Origin of the sequence: Pseudaminobacter soli (ex Li et al. 2025), from assembly GCF_003012705.1 — a bacterium.
GTDB classification, from domain to species: Bacteria; Pseudomonadota; Alphaproteobacteria; order Rhizobiales; family Rhizobiaceae; genus Pseudaminobacter; species Pseudaminobacter soli.
Map to the genome: position 1 here is coordinate 1 of NZ_PXYL01000033.1, position 19,319 is coordinate 19,319.

General features: G+C 63.9%; 21 protein-coding genes. 7 read left to right on the forward strand and 14 right to left on the reverse strand.

The features are described 5' to 3' along the window. From C7I85_RS28675 to C7I85_RS30750, 3 genes are all read left to right on the forward strand, one after another. The coding region (locus tag C7I85_RS28675; RefSeq protein ID WP_106727410.1) for an IS3 family transposase at positions 1 to 930 on the forward strand (930 nt) is incomplete at its 5' end. A gap of 54 nt (positions 931 to 984) precedes the next feature. Further along, on the forward strand, positions 985 to 1,893 hold the full coding sequence (locus C7I85_RS28680; protein WP_146148997.1) for a hypothetical protein: 909 nt from the start codon (positions 985 to 987) through the stop codon (positions 1,891 to 1,893). Between the two features lie 238 nt (positions 1,894 to 2,131). Next, entirely contained in the window at positions 2,132 to 2,518 is a 387-nt protein-coding gene (locus C7I85_RS30750) for a hypothetical protein (RefSeq protein WP_146148998.1), read from the forward strand. Positions 2,519 to 2,605: 87 nt separating this feature from the next. On the opposite strand, the gene gstA is transcribed toward C7I85_RS30750, so the two are convergent. The 7 genes from gstA to ubiE all read right to left on the reverse strand — a co-directional run bounded on the left by gstA (position 2,606) and on the right by ubiE (position 8,016). Then, positions 2,606 to 3,211 carry a glutathione transferase GstA gene (gstA, locus tag C7I85_RS28685; protein ID WP_106727412.1) on the reverse strand — a complete coding sequence of 202 codons (606 nt, stop codon included), beginning with the start codon at positions 3,209 to 3,211 and terminating at the stop codon, positions 2,606 to 2,608. A 235-nt stretch (positions 3,212 to 3,446) separates the two neighbouring features. Further along, a complete protein-coding gene (coaBC, locus tag C7I85_RS28690; protein WP_106727413.1) occupies positions 3,447 to 4,664 on the reverse strand; it encodes a bifunctional phosphopantothenoylcysteine decarboxylase/phosphopantothenate--cysteine ligase CoaBC in 1,218 nt (405 codons plus the stop codon). 13 nt (positions 4,665 to 4,677) lie between these two features. Further along, positions 4,678 to 5,079 carry a type II toxin-antitoxin system VapC family toxin gene (locus C7I85_RS28695; protein ID WP_106727414.1) on the reverse strand — a complete coding sequence of 134 codons (402 nt, stop codon included), beginning with the start codon at positions 5,077 to 5,079 and terminating at the stop codon, positions 4,678 to 4,680. A gap of 3 nt (positions 5,080 to 5,082) precedes the next feature. Further along, positions 5,083 to 5,343, reverse strand: coding sequence for a FitA-like ribbon-helix-helix domain-containing protein (locus tag C7I85_RS28700; RefSeq protein ID WP_106727415.1), 261 nt, complete (start codon positions 5,341 to 5,343; stop codon positions 5,083 to 5,085). Between the two features lie 22 nt (positions 5,344 to 5,365). Further along, a complete protein-coding gene (locus tag C7I85_RS28705; RefSeq protein ID WP_106727416.1) occupies positions 5,366 to 5,569 on the reverse strand; it encodes a FitA-like ribbon-helix-helix domain-containing protein in 204 nt (67 codons plus the stop codon). Between the two features lie 82 nt (positions 5,570 to 5,651). Next, positions 5,652 to 7,226, reverse strand: coding sequence for a 2-polyprenylphenol 6-hydroxylase (gene ubiB / locus C7I85_RS28710; protein ID WP_106727417.1), 1,575 nt, complete (start codon positions 7,224 to 7,226; stop codon positions 5,652 to 5,654). Positions 7,227 to 7,239: 13 nt separating this feature from the next. Continuing rightward, the gene (gene ubiE, locus C7I85_RS28715) at positions 7,240 to 8,016 is read right to left on the reverse strand and encodes a bifunctional demethylmenaquinone methyltransferase/2-methoxy-6-polyprenyl-1,4-benzoquinol methylase UbiE (protein ID WP_106727418.1); all 777 of its coding nucleotides are present in this window, start codon (positions 8,014 to 8,016) and stop codon (positions 7,240 to 7,242) included. Between the two features lie 128 nt (positions 8,017 to 8,144). Here ubiE and C7I85_RS28720 point away from each other — a divergent pair, with 128 nt between their 5' ends. The 3 genes from C7I85_RS28720 to C7I85_RS28730 all read left to right on the forward strand — a co-directional run bounded on the left by C7I85_RS28720 (position 8,145) and on the right by C7I85_RS28730 (position 10,520). Next, a complete protein-coding gene (locus C7I85_RS28720) occupies positions 8,145 to 9,119 on the forward strand; it encodes an adenosine deaminase (RefSeq protein WP_106727419.1) in 975 nt (324 codons plus the stop codon). A gap of 102 nt (positions 9,120 to 9,221) precedes the next feature. Then, positions 9,222 to 9,848 (forward strand): uracil phosphoribosyltransferase, encoded by a 627-nt coding sequence (gene upp / locus C7I85_RS28725; RefSeq protein ID WP_106727420.1) that lies wholly within the window; start codon positions 9,222 to 9,224, stop codon positions 9,846 to 9,848. Between the two features lie 120 nt (positions 9,849 to 9,968). After that, positions 9,969 to 10,520, forward strand: a complete 552-nt coding sequence (locus tag C7I85_RS28730; protein WP_106727421.1) for a TIGR02281 family clan AA aspartic protease — start codon at positions 9,969 to 9,971, stop codon at positions 10,518 to 10,520. Between the two features lie 5 nt (positions 10,521 to 10,525). Here the strand turns inward: C7I85_RS28730 and C7I85_RS28735 are convergent, their stop codons facing one another. Then, the gene (locus tag C7I85_RS28735) at positions 10,526 to 11,503 is read right to left on the reverse strand and encodes an AraC family transcriptional regulator (protein ID WP_106727441.1); all 978 of its coding nucleotides are present in this window, start codon (positions 11,501 to 11,503) and stop codon (positions 10,526 to 10,528) included. Positions 11,504 to 11,576: 73 nt separating this feature from the next. Here C7I85_RS28735 and C7I85_RS28740 point away from each other — a divergent pair, with 73 nt between their 5' ends. Continuing rightward, a complete protein-coding gene (locus tag C7I85_RS28740; protein ID WP_106727422.1) occupies positions 11,577 to 12,791 on the forward strand; it encodes an MFS transporter in 1,215 nt (404 codons plus the stop codon). 88 nt (positions 12,792 to 12,879) lie between these two features. Here the strand turns inward: C7I85_RS28740 and deoA are convergent, their stop codons facing one another. The 6 genes from deoA to C7I85_RS28770 form a co-directional block, all read right to left on the reverse strand. Next, on the reverse strand, positions 12,880 to 14,199 hold the full coding sequence (gene deoA, locus C7I85_RS28745; protein ID WP_106727442.1) for a thymidine phosphorylase: 1,320 nt from the start codon (positions 14,197 to 14,199) through the stop codon (positions 12,880 to 12,882). 22 nt (positions 14,200 to 14,221) lie between these two features. After that, positions 14,222 to 15,028 (reverse strand): purine-nucleoside phosphorylase, encoded by an 807-nt coding sequence (locus tag C7I85_RS28750; protein WP_106727423.1) that lies wholly within the window; start codon positions 15,026 to 15,028, stop codon positions 14,222 to 14,224. Next, positions 15,025 to 15,417 carry a cytidine deaminase gene (gene cdd, locus C7I85_RS28755; RefSeq protein ID WP_106727424.1) on the reverse strand — a complete coding sequence of 131 codons (393 nt, stop codon included), beginning with the start codon at positions 15,415 to 15,417 and terminating at the stop codon, positions 15,025 to 15,027. The genes C7I85_RS28750 and cdd overlap by 4 nt, the downstream gene beginning before the upstream one ends. An 86-nt stretch (positions 15,418 to 15,503) precedes the next feature. Then, complete coding sequence (locus tag C7I85_RS28760) at positions 15,504 to 16,475, reverse strand: ABC transporter permease (protein WP_106727425.1); 972 nt, start codon at positions 16,473 to 16,475, stop codon at positions 15,504 to 15,506. Continuing rightward, the gene (locus C7I85_RS28765; RefSeq protein ID WP_106727426.1) at positions 16,475 to 17,614 is read right to left on the reverse strand and encodes an ABC transporter permease; all 1,140 of its coding nucleotides are present in this window, start codon (positions 17,612 to 17,614) and stop codon (positions 16,475 to 16,477) included. Before C7I85_RS28765 ends, C7I85_RS28760 begins: the two co-directional genes overlap by 1 nt. Beyond that, positions 17,611 to 19,143: an ABC transporter ATP-binding protein gene (locus C7I85_RS28770; protein ID WP_106727427.1), complete on the reverse strand. Its 1,533-nt coding sequence runs from the start codon at positions 19,141 to 19,143 to the stop codon at positions 17,611 to 17,613. The genes C7I85_RS28765 and C7I85_RS28770 overlap by 4 nt, the downstream gene beginning before the upstream one ends. Between the last annotated feature and the right edge of the window lie 176 nt (positions 19,144 to 19,319).

Sequence of the window (19,319 nt, forward strand, 5' to 3'; positions counted from 1 at the left end):
ATGGTAGGGCCTGCCGCCAAGCGTGACGCTGTCGCGCATCTGAAGGCCGTCATGGGTCTTTCGGAACGGCGGGCCTGCCAGATCATATCCGCCGACCGCAAGATGATCCGCTATCGGTCCCGCCGACCGCCGGATGTGGCGCTGCGAGCAAAGCTGCACGACCTAGCCAATGAGCGGCGGCGTTTCGGCTATCGACGGCTGTTCATTCTGCTTCGGCGGGAGGGAGAGCCGTCCGGGGTCAACCGCATCTACCGTCTCTATCGCGAGGAAGGGCTGTCCGTTCGCAAGCGGAGAGCCCGGCGGCGTGCCGTCGGCACGCGTGCGCCGATCCTGGTTGAAGCGAAAGCCAATGCCCGATGGTCGCTGGATTTTGTGCATGACCAGTTTGCCTGCGGCAGACGCTTCCGCGTTCTCAATGTCGTCGATGATGTGACGCGCGAGTGCCTGGCAGCGATCCCCGACACCTCGATCTCCGGCCGCCGTGTCGCCCGGGAGTTGACAGCGCTCCTCGAACGACGCGGCAAGCCCGCCATGATCGTCTCTGACCACGGAACGGAGTTCACCTCGAATGCAATCCTTGCCTGGTCGAAGGATCACAAGGTCGAATGGCATTACATCGCGCCGGGAAAGCCGATGCAAAACGGCTATGTCGAGTCCTTCAACGGCCGGATGCGCGACGAGTTGCTCAACGAAAGCCTGTTCTTCGGCCTCGATCATGCCCGAAGCGCCATTGCGGAGTGGGCAGACGATTACAACCATTTCCGACCGCACTCATCGCTCGGATACCAGACCCCGGCAAACTACGCCGGGACCATCGCCGCAACCGGCTCCAACGCTGCGCCAGATGAAGGCTTCGCGTTTGCGCCGGTTGCTCACACCGCGCCCATTGGCGTATTCAAAACCGCTGAGGCTCTAATCGCAGCCGGATGAAAGCTCAGTGGCAGGTCAAAGCGAGGCGAACCGGGAATTGGAATGTCGAGATCGATGACACTGCACGATCAGCAGTTGAAGGCGCGGCTCAATCGTCTGATGAGCGGCGACCTGCGGGCGGATGACGTGGCGAAGCTTTATGTCGGAATGCGGTCTTCATCTTATGGCCGCGTGAGCTTCAAAGAACTCGCCGATTTCGCGGCCCATCCGGACTTGCGAAACCGAGGGCCTGTTACCGACCGCATTCGTGACATGCGCACGACATTTAGGCCGCTCGTCGACAGGGCACTGAATCCTGCCGGGCCCAACATCGATCAAATCCTTGCTCGCGCAGAGTCGAACTTCAGGATGGCAACAGATGAACAAGTCGCCAGGCTCTCCGGAGGACTCGGAAGGCGCAAAGCCGCGTCCGTGCTCGAGTCGGCAATCGAGAAGCTACGAAAAGGCGCGGGAGGAGGCTCGCTAAGCGCGACCGAAGAGCTTCTCGCACTCAACTTCGGCGATCGCGTGATATGGAATCCTGCCCTGCGTGCACAGCAGGTTTTCGAAGACTTCAAGCATGTGATGATCAAGAACGGCCTGATGACGGCGGCCGACGGTGGCAAGCTGGATGGAGCCAGAGCCTTGATGATCCTTCATGCCGTCACCGTCATGCACGGCGCTGCATTTGAGCTTGGCGATGGCATGGGGGGAGTTCTCCAAGCTGGATACAACAACAAGGACGGATGCTTGGAAGTGACGGCGGACCTCCGTCTTGAGGGATACCCGAAGGTGATATCTTTAAAGATGGCCATGTTCTGGACTGACTTGTTGGCCAAAGATCATATCGGAGAAATGCTCATGGATCGTCCTGGCCCATGGGATTTTCCTATCGAGATCCAAGGCTGCAAACTCTATCCTATTGGTAACTTGCTTGCCTTGCAGGAAATCGATGTTGGCTCGGCCACTGTGGATTTTCCGTAGCGTGGGCGCTTGCTTTCAGTCGTCACCCCGGGGGATCACATAAAGAGCTTGGAGCCGCGAGACCTTCAGCACATCTTCGATGATCTGCGGACGTTCGCGCAGAGCAATGGAGCTTTGCACGACATTTCCGCATTGATGGACCGGGACTGGGTTGTAGCCGTTGACCTGGTCGAACGCAAAGTTGCCGACGAACCCGAAAAACGCGGTCCACTGCCAAGCTGAACAGCAATGAGATCTGATGGCCCAGTCGCCTACTGATAAGACGTATTCGGTCGTCGTTTCCGAGAGTGGTTTCGCACAAAAGGCGGACGAGCTACTGCGGGAATTTCATGACCGCCTGATTACGGGGTTCTCGGCCAAATCTCGAAGATATTTCCGATATCGATCGAAAGCTTGGAGTGGCCGCGCGGGCGATCTATTATGGCGCAGGCAGCTTCTACCGTATTTTTCCCGAGCGCGAAGTTATGTGATTGGGCGCCGAAGCGGCAGCGCTTTTCGCATTTTTTCAGAAATAGAACAGGCTGTTTCTCATTATCTGCCGCACCGCTTTATCACTTTCAGAAAAATCGGACTGCAGTTCACCTTGATTACCGTGCAGATAGATTCTCATTATCTGCGAGCCTGACCACACGGCGTTGAAAAGACAACGGCCCGGAAATCGAAGACCGATTTCCGGGCCGGTTTTGTTTGAGGCTGCTTTCGGCGAAGCCCTCTAGGCCAGGCCTTCCTCGCGCAGCGTCTGCTGCACGGCCGGGCGGGCGGCCACTGTGGCGATGAAGCGCTGGATGTTGGCGAAGGGCGACAGGTCGAAGCCGATATGGCGCGCCCAGCCGAGCACGGTCCACAGATAGGCATCCGCCGCGCTGAAGACCTCGCCCATCAGGTAGGAACGGCCCTCGAGCTTCTGGTCGACATAGGCAAGGCGCTTATTGAGATGGGCGCGGTTCGTCTCCTTGGTGGCCTCGGGCGTATCGGGCTTGAAGAACGGACCAAAAGCCTTGTGCAGCTCCGTCGAAACGAAGGCCAGCCACTGCTGCACGCGGTAGCGCGCCATTTCGCCGGCCTTGGGCATCAGGCCGCTCTCGGGCTTCTGGTCGGCGAGGTACTGCACCAGCACCGACGCCTCGGTCATCAGTTCGCCATCGGCCAGCACCAGCGCCGGCACATAGCCGTTGGGGTTGGTGGCGAGGAAGTCCTGATCGGTCTCGGTCTTCTTGGTCTTGCCGTTGACCTTGATGAGTTCCACGTTCAGACCGGCTTCGTTGGCAACGATATGCGGGGCCAGCGAGCAGGCGCCGGGCATGTAGAAAAGTTTCATTTGGAAAGATACTCCGAATGGATTGGCATGCTCCTCTTGCACGCGGGCGAGGAGCGGCCAAGACCGCATTCGATAAACAATAAGTGTTCGGATGCGAAACAGCGGAAGCGCGGAAATCGTGGCTAGAGCCGCGGACATTCTGACGAATGCTGATCCGCCGCCCTATCCTTATTCTTGGCCGCATTTGTGCAGCGCCAGACGTTTCCGTCTGGCTGCAAAATGCTCTGGCGGCCGGTCAAACCGTGATCGTCTTCAGGCGCTCGGCAATGACTTCGGCGAGCCGTGCGGCGACCTCGTCCTTGCTCATGTCGGGCCATTCCTCGATGCCCGCCTTGGAGACGATCTTGACCCGGTTGCGGTCACCGCCCATGGCGCCGCCGGCTGCGGAGACATCGTTGGCGACGATGAAATCGGCGCCCTTCTTCTTCAGCTTGGCTTCGGCGTTGGCGACAACGTTCTGCGTCTCGGCGGCAAAGCCGACGACGAGATAGGGGCGGTTCTTTGCGTGGCCGACTGTTGCGAGGATGTCGGGGTTTTCGACCATCTGCAGCGCCGGCGGCCCCTCGCCCGGCACCTTCTTGATCTTCTCGTCAGCCGAATTGGCCGTGCGCCAGTCGGCAACGGCGGCGACGAAGACGGCGGCATCGGCCGGCAGCAGGCCCTCCACCGCGTCGCGCATTTCGCGCGCGCTTTCGACATGGGTGGTGTGGACGCCGGCCGGATCGGGAATGGTCACCGGCCCGGACACCAGCCGCACATCGGCGCCGAGTTTTGCGAGTGCTGCCGCAATCGCATGGCCCTGCTTGCCCGACGAGCGGTTGGCGATGTAGCGCACCGGGTCGATGGGCTCGTGGGTGGGGCCGGAGGTGACGATGATCCTGCGGCCGGCCAGCGGCTTCGGCTGCGTATCGAACCGCGCCTCGATGGCCGCCACGATCTCCAGCGGCTCGGCCATGCGCCCCTCGCCGGCCTCGCCGCTCTCGGCCATCTCGCCCTTGTTGGGGCCGACGAAGGCGACGCCGTCCTTCGATAATGTCGCATGGTTGCGGCGGGTAGCCGGGTGCGACCACATTTTCGGGTTCATCGCCGGCGCCATCAGCACCGGCTTGTCGGCGGCGAGCAGCACGGCCGAGGCAAGATCGTTGGCGAGCCCATTGGCGAGCTTGGCCATCAGGTCGGCGGTGGCGGGCGCCACCACGATCAAGTCCGCCTCGCGCGACAGGCGAATATGGCCGACATCCTGCTCGTCCTGACGGTCGAAGAGGTCGGTGAAGACGTGGTCGGCACTGAGCGCGCCGACGGCGAGCGGCGTGACGAACTGCTGCGCGGCTTCCGTCATCACGCAGCGCACCGATGCGCCACGCTCACGCAGGCGGCGGATGAGGTCGAGCGACTTGTAGGCCGCGATGCCGCCGCCAATAATGAGCAGAATGCGCTTGCCAGAAAGTGTCATGCCTTGCCTGCCCTCACGCCGGCTTCAACGCCGGCTCGATATCGGTATGGACGAAATCGTCGCCCTTGAAAAGCAGAGGCAGGTTCCGGGTTTTGGCAAGCACGTAAGAAAAACAGTCGCCCATGTTGAGATTTGCCTTGTGGCCGGAGCCACGCCCATAGCGCTGATAGGCGTCTATACCGAGTGCGGCATGGTCTCCCGAAAAGTCTATGATCTCGACGCCGAGCCCCGCTAGGAGACCATTCATTTCCGCCACCCCTGCTGCCCCATATTTGCGGGCAACTACCAGGCCACATTCCATGACCGTCGCAGCGCTGATGAACTTCTTCTGGTTGCCCGCCAAGCACTGGGCAATCTCAAGCGCGTCCGGTTCCTGCTTGAGGATCGCAACGATTGCAGATGTGTCGATCACCATCGTTCAGTCTTTCTCGACGAAAGACCAGAGGTCATCGCTAATGAGCTTTTGATCGAAGTCGACTTTCGGCAATCTCCGACCAAACTCAAGAATCTCCTCCACGGTAAGCCTGGCGCCGGTCACCGCGAGTCGATCCCCCAGTCCTACTCCCTCGGCCAGTATCTGCCGAACTTCCTGCTCTGCCGAAATGCCGTGCGCGGCGGCGCGCACGCGCAGTTTCCGTTTGGTGGGCTCATCGAGATTGCGGATAGTCAGAGTACCCACCGTCGTACCTCTCGAACTCCCATCAATCAGTTCTCTGATCAGTATCGACCGCCTCGTCATCAAACTTCAAGCGACTACGGTCAAAGCCTTCGCTTGTGGGCAAACCGAGGGCGGCAGCGAGCACGTCGCGAGCCTCCTGTTCCATCGAGACACCACGCGCCGCGCCGCGCTCCTTCAGCTTCTGCATTACCCAGTCATCCAGATTGCGGACGGTAATCCTAGCCATAGGCTACTCCTCCTTCCGCTCAATATAAAACTGTGGCCGATTGACTTCAATGACAGCACTGCCAGCAATGCTGTCATCTGCCCTACAGCAGCTTCCAGCCGATCCAGATGAGCGTCAGCGCAATCACCCAAAGGGCGATGCGGCCCGAGCGGGTGTTGCGCGCCTCGGCCTGGCCGATCGCCCTGGCCGTCCTGTCGTCGAAACGCAGGCCATGCTCGGCCATGGCGTCGATCTCGCGCGAGAGGCGCTCGGCGCGGGCGGCAAGGTCAGGCGCCTGGCGAGCCAGGGACACCAGCGCATGCACGCCGTCGCGCGCATCGCTCAGCATGCCGCGCGGGCCGAGATTGCTGGCAATCCAGCCGCCCACCACCGGCTCCGACGCCTGCCACATGTTGAAATGCGGGTCGAGCGTGCGGGCCACGCCCTCCACCACCACCATGGTCTTCTGCAGCAGGATCAGTTCGGGGCGCGTCTGCATGTCGAAGAGTTCGGTGACCTCGAACAGCAGCGTCAGCAGCTTGGCCATGGAAATGGTTTCCGCCGGCTGGCCGTGGATCGGCTCGCCGATCGCGCGGATGGCCTGCGCGAAGGCCGCGACATTGTGCTTGTGCGGCACATAGCCGGCCTCGAAATGCACTTCGGCAACGCGCGTGTAGTCGCGCGTGATGAAGCCGTAGAGGATCTCGGCCAGGAAGCGGCGCTCCTTCTTGCCGAGCCGCCCGGCGATGCCGAGATCGACGGCCACAATGGTGCCGTCGGCCTCCACGAACAGATTGCCTGGATGCATGTCGGCATGGAAGAAGCCGTCGCGCAGCGTATGCCGCAGGAAGGACTGGATGAGGTTCGCGGCCAGTTGCGGCAGATCGTGGCCGGCTGCGCTCAGCGCATCGACATCGCTCATCTTGATGCCGTCGACCCATTCCATGGTCAGCACGTCGCGGCCGGTGCGTTCCCAGTCGACATGCGGCACGCGGAAACCGGGGTCGTCGCGCGTGTTCTCGCCGATTTCGGAGAGCGCCGCGGCTTCCAGGCGCAGATCCATCTCGATGCGCGTGGTCTGCGCCAGCGTCTCGGTCACCTCGACCGGCTTCAGCCGGCGGGTGGAGGGCATGTAGCGTTCCTGCAGCCGGGCGGCGAGGAAGAAGCTTTCCAGATCGTTCTGGAAGGCCTTGCGCACGCCCGGCCGTATCACCTTCACGGCAACCTTGGACGCACCGGTCTCGCGCTCCACCATCGCACCATGCACCTGCGCGATGGAAGCGGCAGCGACCGGATTGCCCAACTCGATGTAAAGATCACCGACGGGTCGTCCCAGCGAGCTTTCGATGGCATGCACCGCCTGCGCCTTGGGGAAGGTGTGCAGGCGGTCCTGCAGCAAAGCGAGATCGAGGGCGATGTCGTTGCCGACCACGTCAGGGCGGGTCGCCAGGAACTGGCCGAGCTTGACATAGGAGGGCCCCAGCCTCGCCACCGCGTGGGCCAACCGCTCCGAGCGCTGGCGCCGGCGGGCGCCGCCGCGCGTCAGAAGCTTGGCGACGCGCCAGCCGAATTTCGGCAGGCCCGTCATTTCCTCGCCCGGCAAAGCCGCGATGACGCCTTCACGCGTCAGAATCCATCCAGCCCGGACAAGCCGGAAAGCGGCACCTGCAGAACTCATGCGAAGCCGCCCGTCACAGCTTCCAGCCGGAATGCAGGGCGGCGATGCCGCCGGAGTAGTTCCGGTATGTGACCCGGTCGAAGCCGGCGCGCGAGATCATCGCGGCAAAGTTCGACTGGTTGGGAAACTTGCGGATCGATTCGACCAGGTAGCTGTAGGGTTCGCCGTCGCCGGTCACGAGCTGGCCGATGCGCGGAATGGCCCTGAACGACCACTCCTCATAGACCTTGTCGAGTATGGGCATCTCGACTTCGGAAAACTCGAGGCACAGGAAACGGCCGCCCGGCTTCAGCACGCGATAAGCCTCAGACAGCGCCTTGTCGATGCGCGGCACATTGCGGATGCCGAACGCGATCGTATAGGCATCAAAAGTCTCGTCGGCGAAGGGCAGCTCCTCGGCATTGGCCTCGACGAATTCAGTGTTCGCAGACAGGCCACGCTTTTCGGCGCGCTCCTTGCCGACGGCCAGCATGGAGCCGTTGATGTCGAGCACGGTGGCGTGCGCCTGCCGGTGCGAAGCCTCCACTATGCGGAAGGAGATGTCGCCGGTGCCGCCGGCCACGTCCAACACCCGCCAGCCGGGCCGCTTGGGCGGATTGAGCCAAGCCACCATCGCATCTTTCCACAGGCGATGCAGGCCGGCCGACATCAGGTCGTTCATCAGGTCGTAGCGACCCGCAACGCGGTGGAAAACCTCGTTGACCAGGCCTTGCTTCTCGTCCTGACCTACGCTCTTGAAACCGTAAGAGGTTTCCATGCCGCCGGCCACAGTGGTCCGTTGCTCTGACATTTTTTCCGATCCGCCATAAATCCGGCGGGACCATAGCCGATCAAAATGCGCTACGCCATTGTTTAAGGCTGTTTAGGGCGCGGTGAAGAGCCGCGCTTTTCGGGGACAGGTATTGCGAGGGAGACAAGATGACGTTGAAAGCGGAATTGCACTGCCACATCGAGGGTGCGGCAGCACCTGAGCTGGTGCTGAAACAGGCCGCAAAATATGGCAAGGACGTCTCCCACATCATCCGCGACGGCTCCTTCGTGTGGCACGATTTCACCAGCTTCCTCGCGGCCTATGATGTCGCCTCCGACCTGTTTCGCACGGAAGAGGACTACGCCAGGCTTTCCGAGCATTACCTGACCAGCCTGGCGCGGGACGGCGCCATCTATTCGGAGGTCTTCACCTCGCCCGACCATGCCTTGAAGGCCGGCCTGTCGCCCCAGGCCTACACCGAGGCGCTTGGCGAAGGCATTTTGCGTGCCCGCGACAAGACAGGCATCGAGGGCCGGATGATCGTGACCGGCGTGCGCCATGTCGGTGTCGAATCGATCGAGGCTGCGGCGCGCTTCGCGGCCAAGTGCGACCACCCGCTGGTGACCGGCTTCGGCGTCGCCGGCGACGAGCGCCAGGGCGACATGGAAGACTATGTGCGCGCCTTCGAGATCGCGCGCGAGGCGGGGCTCGGCATCACCGTTCATGCCGGCGAGTTCGGCGGCTGGGAAAGCGTGAAGGCCGCACTCGACCACATCCGCCCCTCGCGCATCGGCCATGGCGTGCGCGCCATTGAGAACCCCGACCTCGTCAAGCGCATCGCCGACGAGGGCGTGGTGCTGGAGTGCTGCCCCGGCTCCAACATCGCGCTAAAGGTGTTCGACGATTTTACCAGCCACCCCTTCCTCAAGCTGCAGGAGGCCGGCTGCAAGGTGACGCTCAATTCCGACGATCCGCCCTATTTCTGGACGACGCTGAAGCGCGAATACGATATTGCCGCGACGCATTTCGGCATGAGCGAAAAGGCGCTTTCGGCGGTGACTCGCACGGCAATCGAAGCCGCTTTTGTGGACCGCAAGACCAAGGCGGCGCTATTATCGCGTCTCGAAGCGCCAAAACGCTGAAAATGGGCATAAAGCTGTGGGCTGGCGCGCGGCAGGCGGTTTCACCGGCTGCACGCAACCGCTAATGTTGCGGCCACAGCAGAACCTTCAGGAGAGATTTCAATGGGCGTCACAGTCGTCGACCATCCGCTTGTGCAGCACAAGCTCACCATCATGCGCGACAAGGAAACGTCCACGGCGAGCTTCCGGCGGCTGCTGCGCGAAATCTCGCTGCTGCTCGGCTACGAGGTGACGCGCGACCTGGAGCTCACCACCAAAAGCATCGAGACCCCCATCGAGACGATGGAAGCGCCGATCCTCGAGGGCAAGAAGCTGGTCTTCGCCTCGGTTCTGCGCGCCGGCAACGGGCTTCTGGAAGGTCTGCTCGATCTGGTGCCGGCAGCGCGCGTCGCCCATATCGGGCTCTACCGCGACCACGAGACTCTTGAGGCGGTCGAGTATTTCTTCAAGGCGCCGAGCGATCTCGCCGACCGCCTGATCATCGTCGTCGATCCGATGCTGGCAACCGCCAATTCGGCGATCGCGGCGATCGACAAGCTGAAGGAGCGCGGCGCCACCAACATGCGCTATCTGTGCCTGCTGGCAGCGCCCGAAGGCATCGAGCGCTTCACCAACGCGCATCCGGACGTGCCGGTCTACACCGCGGCCATCGACCGCCAGCTCAACGAGAAGGGCTACATCGTCCCCGGTCTCGGCGACGCTGGCGACCGTCTCTACGGCACGAAGTAGTTTTACCGGCGATTAAGGACGCGCGCCGAAATCCTTGCGAAGCGCCACGCGAACGGCGTGGCGTTAAAGGCCCCGATACCATGCAGGCCTACGTTCGCCCAAAAAAGAACAGGGCGGCACATGCTTCGCAAGTTGATCATCTTCTCCGTCTGCGCGGGAACATCGGCGTCGTTCCCGACGCTTTACCAATCGAACCAGGAAGCGTTCCAGCGCATGCTGGTTTCCTTCCTGGGCAGCGACAAAATGACGACCGCGTCGGTTTCGGCCATGCCCGCGTCATCGGGCTCGAACGAAACCAGCGGCCGCAAGGTGCGGCTTGCGGCCGACCAGCGCGGCCACTTCACCGCCGAATTCACGATGAACGGACGCCGGGTCGACGCCATGATCGACACCGGGGCCACCGCTGTGGCGATCAACCGCTCGACGGCGCGGCGCATCGGCATTTCGCCGGCGCAGATGGATTTTTCCGAGCAGGTCGACACCGCCAATGGCATGGCGCGGGCTGCGGTGGTGACCATCGACCGGCTGCAGATCGGCCAGGTCTCGCTCGACAATGTGCAGGCCGTGGTGATGGACGACAAGGCGCTGTCCGGCACGCTGGTCGGCATGAGCTTCCTCAACCGGCTCGGCAAGTACCAGGTCGAAAACGGCACGCTGCTCTTGGTGCAGTAGCGCCGCTATTCCGCTGCGACGGCATCCTCGGAGCGGAAATGGCTGGGCGGCGCGCCGATGACGCGCTTGAACGCGCGGCTGAAGGCGGCTTCCGATTCATAGCCCAGCCGCGAGGCGACGACCGCAATCTTGGTGCGGTCGCGGACGAGCCATTGCCGCGCCTGATGCATGCGCACCTGGGTGACGTATTTCAGCGGCGACTGCCCTACGATGGTTGCGAAACGCTCGGCAAAGCCAGAGCGCGAGGCGCCCATCATGCGGGCGAGGATTTCCACCGTCCAATCGCGGTTCGGCTCGAGATGAATTGCGGCGAGCACCCGGCCGATGTCCTTGTCCCGCACGGCTGCGATCCAGCCGGTGGAATCGCCGCACCCCCGCTCCACCCATAGACGGATGATGGTGGCGGCCAGCACGTCGGCCAGTCGCGCGAGAATGCCGCCGGCCCCCACCCGCTCCATCGTCACCTCGCGCGCCATGGCATCGAGCAAGGCAGGAATGGCCGGCTCATAGGCGTCGAGCCCGTGGGTCAGCATCACGTCGGGCATCATGCCGAGCAGCGGATGCAGACTATCGAGATTGAAATACATGCTGCCGCTGAAAAGCAGCGTCCCGGGGCGGCAGCCTTCCTTCAGCTGACCGTCGTCCGACATGCAATAGACATTCTTGCAAAGCTCAGCCACGGAATAGCCGGTGATCGGTGTCGGCTTGACGCCGGGCTCGCTCGCCAGCACATGCCCCGCACCCTGCGGCAGCAGCACGGCATCGCCCGCATTGAGCTCCACCCACTCGCCCGAAGGCCGCATGAGCCAGCAGCCCTTCCGGCCGATGAAGTGGAAGCGCGCCGCCGCCTGGGCGGGATATTCCACGCCCCAGGGCTCCTTCATCTCGCAGCGTCCGTACTCGACGCCGTCGAGGCGCAGGCCTCGCAATATGTCGGTCAGCGGGTCGCCGGTGATGGGAAGTTTGGACGATCGATCATGCATGATGGCGTTTCTAACATGGAAACTCCAGAGCGTCACGCCCATTTTCCGCTCCCAATCATTCGGAGAGCCCATCATGACCGAACCCGCGACCGGCACCATGGACGCAGCACTACTTGCCCCGGCACAGCCAGACGAACGATCCGACCCCGCATGGGCCGCCGTGTTGTCCATGGCGCTGGGGGTCTTCGGACTGGTGACGGCGGAGTTCCTGCCCGCCAGCCTACTCACGCCACTGGCGCAGGATCTCGGCGTGACCGAGGGAGCCGCCGGACAGGCAGTGACGGCCACCGCCGTGGTGGCGGCGATCGCGGCGCCTACGATTGCAATCGCCACCAAGCGCATCGACCGCAAGCATGTGCTGTGGGGCCTGTCGCTGATGCTGATCCTGTCCAACGTGCTCGCGGCCATCGCCTGGTCGCTGCCCGTTCTGCTGCTGGCACGTGTGGTGCTGGGCATCGGGCTCGGCGGCTTCTGGTCGATGTCGGCGGCAATCACCATGCGGCTGGTGCCGAGCCATGTGCTGCCGCGCGCCATGTCGATCATCCTCACCGGCGTCTCGCTGGCCACGGTCTGCGCAGCACCGATCGGCGCCTATGTCGGTGACCTGTGGGGCTGGCGCAGCACCTTCATGCTCGCTGGCGTCCTCGGCGTCGTCACGCTTCTCGTACAGCTCGTGAGCGTGCCGAGCCTGCCACCGGTCAACGTTTCGAGCTTCCGCACCCTGTTCGACGTCGCCCGCAACCCGCTGGTCCGGCTCGGGCTGGTGCTGATCGTGCTGCTGGTCTCCGGCCATTTCGCCGGCTTCACCTATGTCCGCGCCTTCCTTGAAAGGGTTCCGGTGCTCGGCATCGAGACGATCTCGCTCGTGCTGCTCGCCTATGGCGTCGGCGGCTTCTTCGGCAATCTCGCCGGGGGCCTGCTGGCCGAGCGCAACCTCAAGGCCGCTATCTGCCTGGCTCCGCTTATGATTGCCGCAACCACCCTGTCGTTGCTCTTCCTGGGCGCCTCGCCGGTGGCCGCGGCCATCTCGGTCGCGCTGTGGGGCTTTGCCTTCGGGGCGGTGCCGGTCAGCGTTCAGACCTGGATAGTTCGCGCGGCACCCGACCAGGCCGAAAGCGCGGGCGGGCTGATGGTCGCGACCTTCCAGGTATCGATCGCAGCGGGCGCGGTGTTCGGCGGCCTTCTGGTGGACAATGCCGGCGTTGCCAGCGCGTTCGCCTATTGCGGCCTTGTCGCCTTCCTGGCAGCCGCGGTGATGTTCTTCCGCGCTCCCCGCACCACGGCCTGAAACGAAACGGCGCGGCGTTCTGAAGGACGTCGCGCCGGTCTTTCCCGCAGCCGGGCGCGAAAGCCCGGCGCTCTTCTTCTCAAATCTGTCAGCTGCGCGGGCCGATGCGCCTCACCACCGCCTTGTGCGGGGTCGGCCTCGCGTCGCCCAGCGTGTAGGCAGCGTGAACCGCCGCTATAGCGCGCTCGGCATCCGCTTCGTGGCGCGCATGAACCAGTGCCAGCGCCTCGCCGGCCCTGACCTCGGTGCCGACCGGCAGCAGCCGGGTGATGCCGACGGTGTGGTCGACGCCGTCTTCCGGCTTGGTGCGGCCGCCGCCGAGCGCCACCACCGCTAGGCCGACATCGCGCGTCTCGATGTGCGTCACGAAGCCGTCGCGCGGCGCCTTCACGGCAAGTTCCAGCTTGGCCTTGGGCAGATAGGACGCGCAATTCTCGACAAAATCCGTGGGGCCGCCGAGCACCGCCACCATACGCGAAAACACTTCGGCGGCAGCACCGCTGTCCAGCACCTGCCGCGCACGCCGCTCGCCGTCCTGGTTGGAGGCGGCGATGCCAGCCTGCTGCAGCATCTCGGCTGCAAGCGCCAGCGTGACCTGCTCCAGCCGGCGGTCGCGATGGCGGCCCGTGAGGAAATCGACGGCGTTTTGCACTTCCACCGCATTGCCGGCGGCCGAGGCCAGCGGCTCGTCCATGCTGGTGATCAGCGCCGAGGTGGGCAGGCCCGCGCCGTTCGCCACCTCGACCAGGCTGGTCGCGAGTGCTGTGGCATCGCGGCTCTTGGCCATGAAGGCGCCGTTGCCGACCTTGACGTCGAGCACCAGTGACTGCAGCCCTGCTGCCAGCTTCTTGGACAGAATCGAGGCGGTGATGAGCGGAATGGACTCGACCGTCGCCGTCACGTCGCGGATCGAATAGACGCGCTTGTCGGCCGGCGCGAGGTTTGCCGTCTGGCCGATGATGGCGCAGCCCGTCTTCAGCACCGCATCGCGGAACAGCCCGTTGTCGGGCTGGCTGACATAGCCCGGGATGGAATCCATCTTGTCGAGTGTGCCGCCAGTGTGGCCGAGGCCGCGGCCGGAGATCATCGGCACATAGGCGCCGCAGGCCGCCACGATGGGCGCCAGCATCAGCGAGACATTGTCGCCGACGCCACCGGTGGAGTGCTTGTCGGTGACCGGACCGGGCAGATCCGACCAGTCGAGCACGTCGCCGGAATCGCGCATGGCGACCGTCAGCCCCACGGCCTCGTCACGGCTCATGCCGTTGAAGAACACGGCCATGGCAAGTGCCGCCACCTGGCCTTCGGACACCGCGCCCGAGGTCAAGCCCTGGACAAAACCGGCGATCTCCTCGGCGGAGAGCGGCTTGCCGTCGCGCTTGCGGCGGATGATTTCCTGCGGAAGCAGGCTGCTTCCTCTCGCGGCACCGCTACTCATCCAAAAACCCCTCGCGGAACATGGTCTTCAGCACAGTGGCCAGGCGGGCGCCGCCGATGGGCGCCATGTCCTTGGTCTCTTCGTGCGACAGTTCGGCCCCGGTCATGCCCGCAGCCAGATTGGTGATGACCGAGCAGGCCGCGACCTTCAGGCCGAAGAAGCGCGCCAGGATGACCTCCGGCACGGTCGACATGCCCACCGCGTTGGCGCCCAGGACACGCACCATGCGGATTTCGGCCGGTGTCTCGAAGCTCGGGCCGGAGAACCACATATAGACGCCCCGGTGCAGCGTGATGTCGGCAGTTGCCGCGGCACGCTGAAGTGCGGCGCGCATGCCAGGGTCATAGGCCCCCGTCATGCCGACGAAGCGGCGGTCGCTCGGCTCGCCGAACAGCGGGTTGGTGCCTGAGAAATTGATGTGATCTTCGATCAGCATCACCGAGCCCGGCAGCATGTCGGCGTCGACCGAGCCGGCGGCATTGGTGAGCAGCAGGTGCGTGATGCCGATGCCGGCCAGCGCCTCGATGACCGGCCGCATGGCTGCGGCATTGCCGTGTTCGTAATAGTGCGCGCGGCCGGCCAGCATCAGCACCGGAACGCCGGCGAAATGGCCCGCAACGACCTCGCCGGCATGGCCGGTTACGCCGCTGACCGGGAAGCCCGGCAGGTCGGCATAGGAGATGCGGACCGGCTTCTCTACCTCGTTGACGAGGCCGCCCAGGCCGGAGCCGAGCACGAGCGCCACGCGCGGCGCCAAGCCGCCCAGCCGTTCGACGAGATGATCGATCGCTTCCTTCATTTGAGCGTGCTGCCTTCGAAACCGTAGGGGAGCATCTGGCCCATCGTCACCGTCTCGACCACGCCGGTCTGGTCGCAGAGGAACAGTTTTGTCTCAGCACTGGCGAACTCGGCAAGCCGCTGGCGGCAGCCGCCACAAGGCGTGATGCGGTCCATGCGTTCGGCGACCACGGCGATCTCGGCGATCCTGCCGCCGCCGCCCATGATGTAATGGCCGAGCGCCGTGGTCTCGGCGCACCAGCCCTCGGGATAGGACGCCACCTCGATGTTGCAGCCGGAGAAGACGCGGCCGTCCTCAGTGCGCAGCGCCGCCCCTACCGGGAATTTCGAATAGGGCGCATGGGCTTTCGCCATGGCCTGCCTGGCGGCAAGAAATAGGTCATGAGACATGGTTTTATCCCCTCTCCGTCTCGGCTCTGCGTCGACACCTCTCCCCCGCTTCGTGAGGGGAGAGGCTACGTCTCCGCGAGCTTAAATCACCGTTCCTTCACGTAGGGCACGCCGCCGGCGCGCGGCGGGATGGCCTTGCCGATGAAGCCGGCGAGAAGGATGACGGTGAGGATGTAAGGCAGCGCCTGCATGAGCTGCACCGGCACCTTGCCGATGAACGGCCAAGGCATGCCCTGGAAGCGGATGGAAGCGGCTTCCAGGAAACCGAAAAGCAGGCAGGCGAACATGGCCGGCACCGGCTTCCACTTGGCGAAGATGAGTGCAGCGAGCGCGATAAAGCCCTTGCCGGCGGTCATGTCCTTCACGAAGCCGGCGTTCTGCGCCACCGAAAGATAGGCGCCGGCAATGCCGGTCAGCACGCCGGTGCACAGCACAGCGCGATAGCGCAGCCAAGTCACCGAAATACCCGCAGTATCCACCGCCGCCGGGTTTTCGCCTACGGCGCGCAGGCGCAGGCCGAAGCGGGTGCGGAACAGCACCCACCAGGTGAACGGCACCATCAGGAAGGCGACATAGACCAGCAGCGAATGGCCGGAGATGACTTCAGCATAGATCGGGCCGATCACCGGCACGTCATGAACCGCATCCGCACCCGGCAGCGTGATGGCCTGGAAGCGGGCATCGCCGCTCAGCGAGGGCGTGCGGCCGCCCTGCTGGAACCAGGCCTGGCCGAGGATGATGGTGGAGCCGGCTGCGATGAAGTTGATCGCAACGCCCGAGACGATCTGGTTGCCGCGGTGGGTGATGGAGGCAAAGCCGTGCACCAGCCCGAAGCAGACTGCCGTCAATATCGCGGCGGCCAGCCCGATCCAGGCCGAGCCGGTGACGGCGGCGGCCGAAGCGCCGGCGAAGGCGCCGGCCAGCATCTTGCCTTCGAGGCCGATGTCGAAAATGCCCGCGCGCTCCGAAAAGAGGCCGGCAAGGCAGGCGAGCAGCAGCGGCACCGAGACGCGGATCGTCGCGCCGACGAGCTGAACGAGAACGTCGATGAGCTCCATCAGGCGCCCTCCCCCTTGACCACGGTGACGCCGACCGAACCTGGGCTCACACTGGCGAACAGCGTCTGGATCGCCGGGCGGAACATATGCTCCAGCGCGCCGGCAAACAGGATGACCAGGCCCTGGATGATGACGATCATGTCGCGCGAGATGGCGGGCATGTCGAAGGCGAGTTCGGCGCCGCCCTGGTAGAGCACGCCGAACAGGATGGCTGCCGGCACGATGCCAGCCGGATGCGAGCGGCCCATCAGCGCCACCGCGATGCCGACGAAGCCGGCGCCGGTGACGAAATCTAGCTGCACGCGGTGCTGGTCGCCCATGATCGGGTTCAGCGCCATCATGCCGGCCAGCGCGCCCGAGACCATCATTGTGATAATGATGATGCGCGCTTCGGAAATGCCGGCATAGCGCGCCGCCTTCGGGCTGAAGCCATAGGTGCGCATCTCATAGCCGAGCTTGGTGCGCCAGATCAGCACCCAGACCAGGAAGGCCATGACCAGCGCCAGCAGGAACGAGATGTTCAGCGGCGCCGAGCGCACGGTCATGCCGAACATTTCGAGCAGCCAGCCGAGCTTGGGCAGTTGAGCGCCGGGCAGGAAGTCGCGCGTCTGCGGCGCCATCGAGCCTGCGGGCTTCAGCACGTCGACCAGCAGGTAGACCATCGCGCTGGCGGCGATGAAGTTGAACATGATGGTGGTGATGACGATGTGCGAGCCGCGCTTGGCGAGCAGATAGGCAGGGATCAGCGCCCACAGCGCGCCCACCGCCGCCGAGGCGAGGATCGCCAGCGGGAAGGTCGCCCACCAGGGCAGCACGCTGTCGAAGGCCAGACACACCAGCGCGACGCCGAGGCCGGCGATATAGGCCTGCCCCTCGCCGCCGATGTTGAACAGGCCGCAGTGGAAGGCCACCGCAACCGCAAGGCCGGTGAAGATGAAGTTGGTGGCGTAGAACAGCGTGTAGGCGATGTTCTGGCCGTTGCCGAATGCGCCCTGCACCAGGATCTCGGCCGCGCGCAGCGGGTTTTCACCCACCAGCATGACGACGAGGCCGGCGACGAAGAACGCCACGGCGAGATTGATTATCGGAATCAGACCGTAGTCCGCCCAGCGGGGCAGTTTTGCGTAGGGCGTGCTCACTCTGCGGCCTCCTTGCTTTCGACGCCGGCCATCAGCAGGCCAAGTTCGCCCTCGCCTGCGTCGGGCCCGCGCTCGCCGACGACACGGCCGGCGAACATCACCAGGATACAGTCGGAGAGCGAGCGGATCTCGTCGAGCTCGACCGAGATCAGCAGCACCGCCTTGCCCTGGTCGCGCATGGCGATGAGGCGCTTGTGGATGAATTCGATGGCGCCGACATCGACGCCGCGCGTCGGCTGGCCGACGATGAGGACGCCCGGGTCTTGCTCGATCTCGCGCGCCAGCACAATTTTCTGCTGGTTGCCGCCTGAGAAATTGGCGGTCTTGAGGCGGCAGTCGTTGGGGCGAATGTCGTATTTCTGGATTTTTTCCCGCGCATCGTTGCGGATCGCCTCGATGTTCAGGAAGGGGCCGTTCAGATATTCAGGCTTGTCGTGATAGCCGAGGATCGAGTTCTCGTTCTCCTCGAAGGCCAGCACGAGGCCGACATGGTGGCGATCTTCCGGCACATGGGCCAGGCCGCGGTCGCGCAGCTCGCCCGGATCGGCAATGCCGGTGACGTCGATCGGCTGGCCGTCGAGCGTGACCGTGCCCGAGACCGCGCGGCGCGTGCCGGCAATCGCCTCGATCAGCTCCGACTGGCCGTTGCCGGCAACGCCGGCGATACCGACGATCTCGCCGGCGCGCACGTCGAAGGAGACGTTGTCGACCATAGTGACGCCGCGCGAGTCCTTCACCGTCAGGTTCTTCACCGACAGCTTCACGCCGCCCGGCTGGGCCTCGCCCTTCTCGACGCGCAAGAGCACGCGGCGACCAACCATCAGCTCGGCCAGCTCTTCGACGGTCGTTTCATTCGTCTTGCGGGTGGCGACCATCGTGCCCTGGCGCATGACCGAAACGGTGTCGGTGATGGCCATGATCTCGCGCAGCTTATGGGTGATCAGCACCACCGTCTTGCCCTGCTCCTTCAGCTGCTGGAGGATGCGGAACAGGTGGTCGGCCTCTGCGGGCGTCAGCACGCCGGTCGGCTCGTCGAGGATCAGGATTTCGGCGCCGCGATAGAGCGCCTTGAGGATTTCCACGCGCTGCTGCAGGCCCACCGGCAATTCCTCGATCACCGCATCGGGGTCGACCTCGAGGCCGTATTCGCGCTCCAGCCGGCGCAGCTCCGAGCGCGCCTTGGAGATGGAGGTGTTGAGCAGCGCCTCGCCCTCGGCGCCGAGGATGATGTTTTCGAGCACCGAGAAGTTTTCCACCAGCATGAAGTGCTGGTGGACCATGCCGATGCCGACCGCGATGGCATCGTTGGGCGTGCGGATGGCCGTCGGCTTGCCGCCCACGCGGATCTCGCCGCTGTCGGCCTGGTAGAAGCCGTAGAGGATCGACATCAGGGTCGACTTGCCGGCCCCGTTTTCGCCGATGATGCCGTGGATTGTTCCCGGAGCGATTTCAAGATTGATATCGCGATTAGCGCGAACGGCACCAAAACTCTTATTGATGCCGATCAGCTCGATTGCAGCTTCCGCCATGCGACGGCCCACCTCTCATTATTTATTTTTTATCTTTTGGTCAAAAGCTAGCATGGCGCTTGACCTCTGCCAATTCGGCACGAGGCCGGTTTCACTCTCGACAAATCGCCCGGGTCTTGTCAATTTTCCCAGGCGACAACGGGCGCGATATCGACAGATTGTCGAGAATTTGTGGC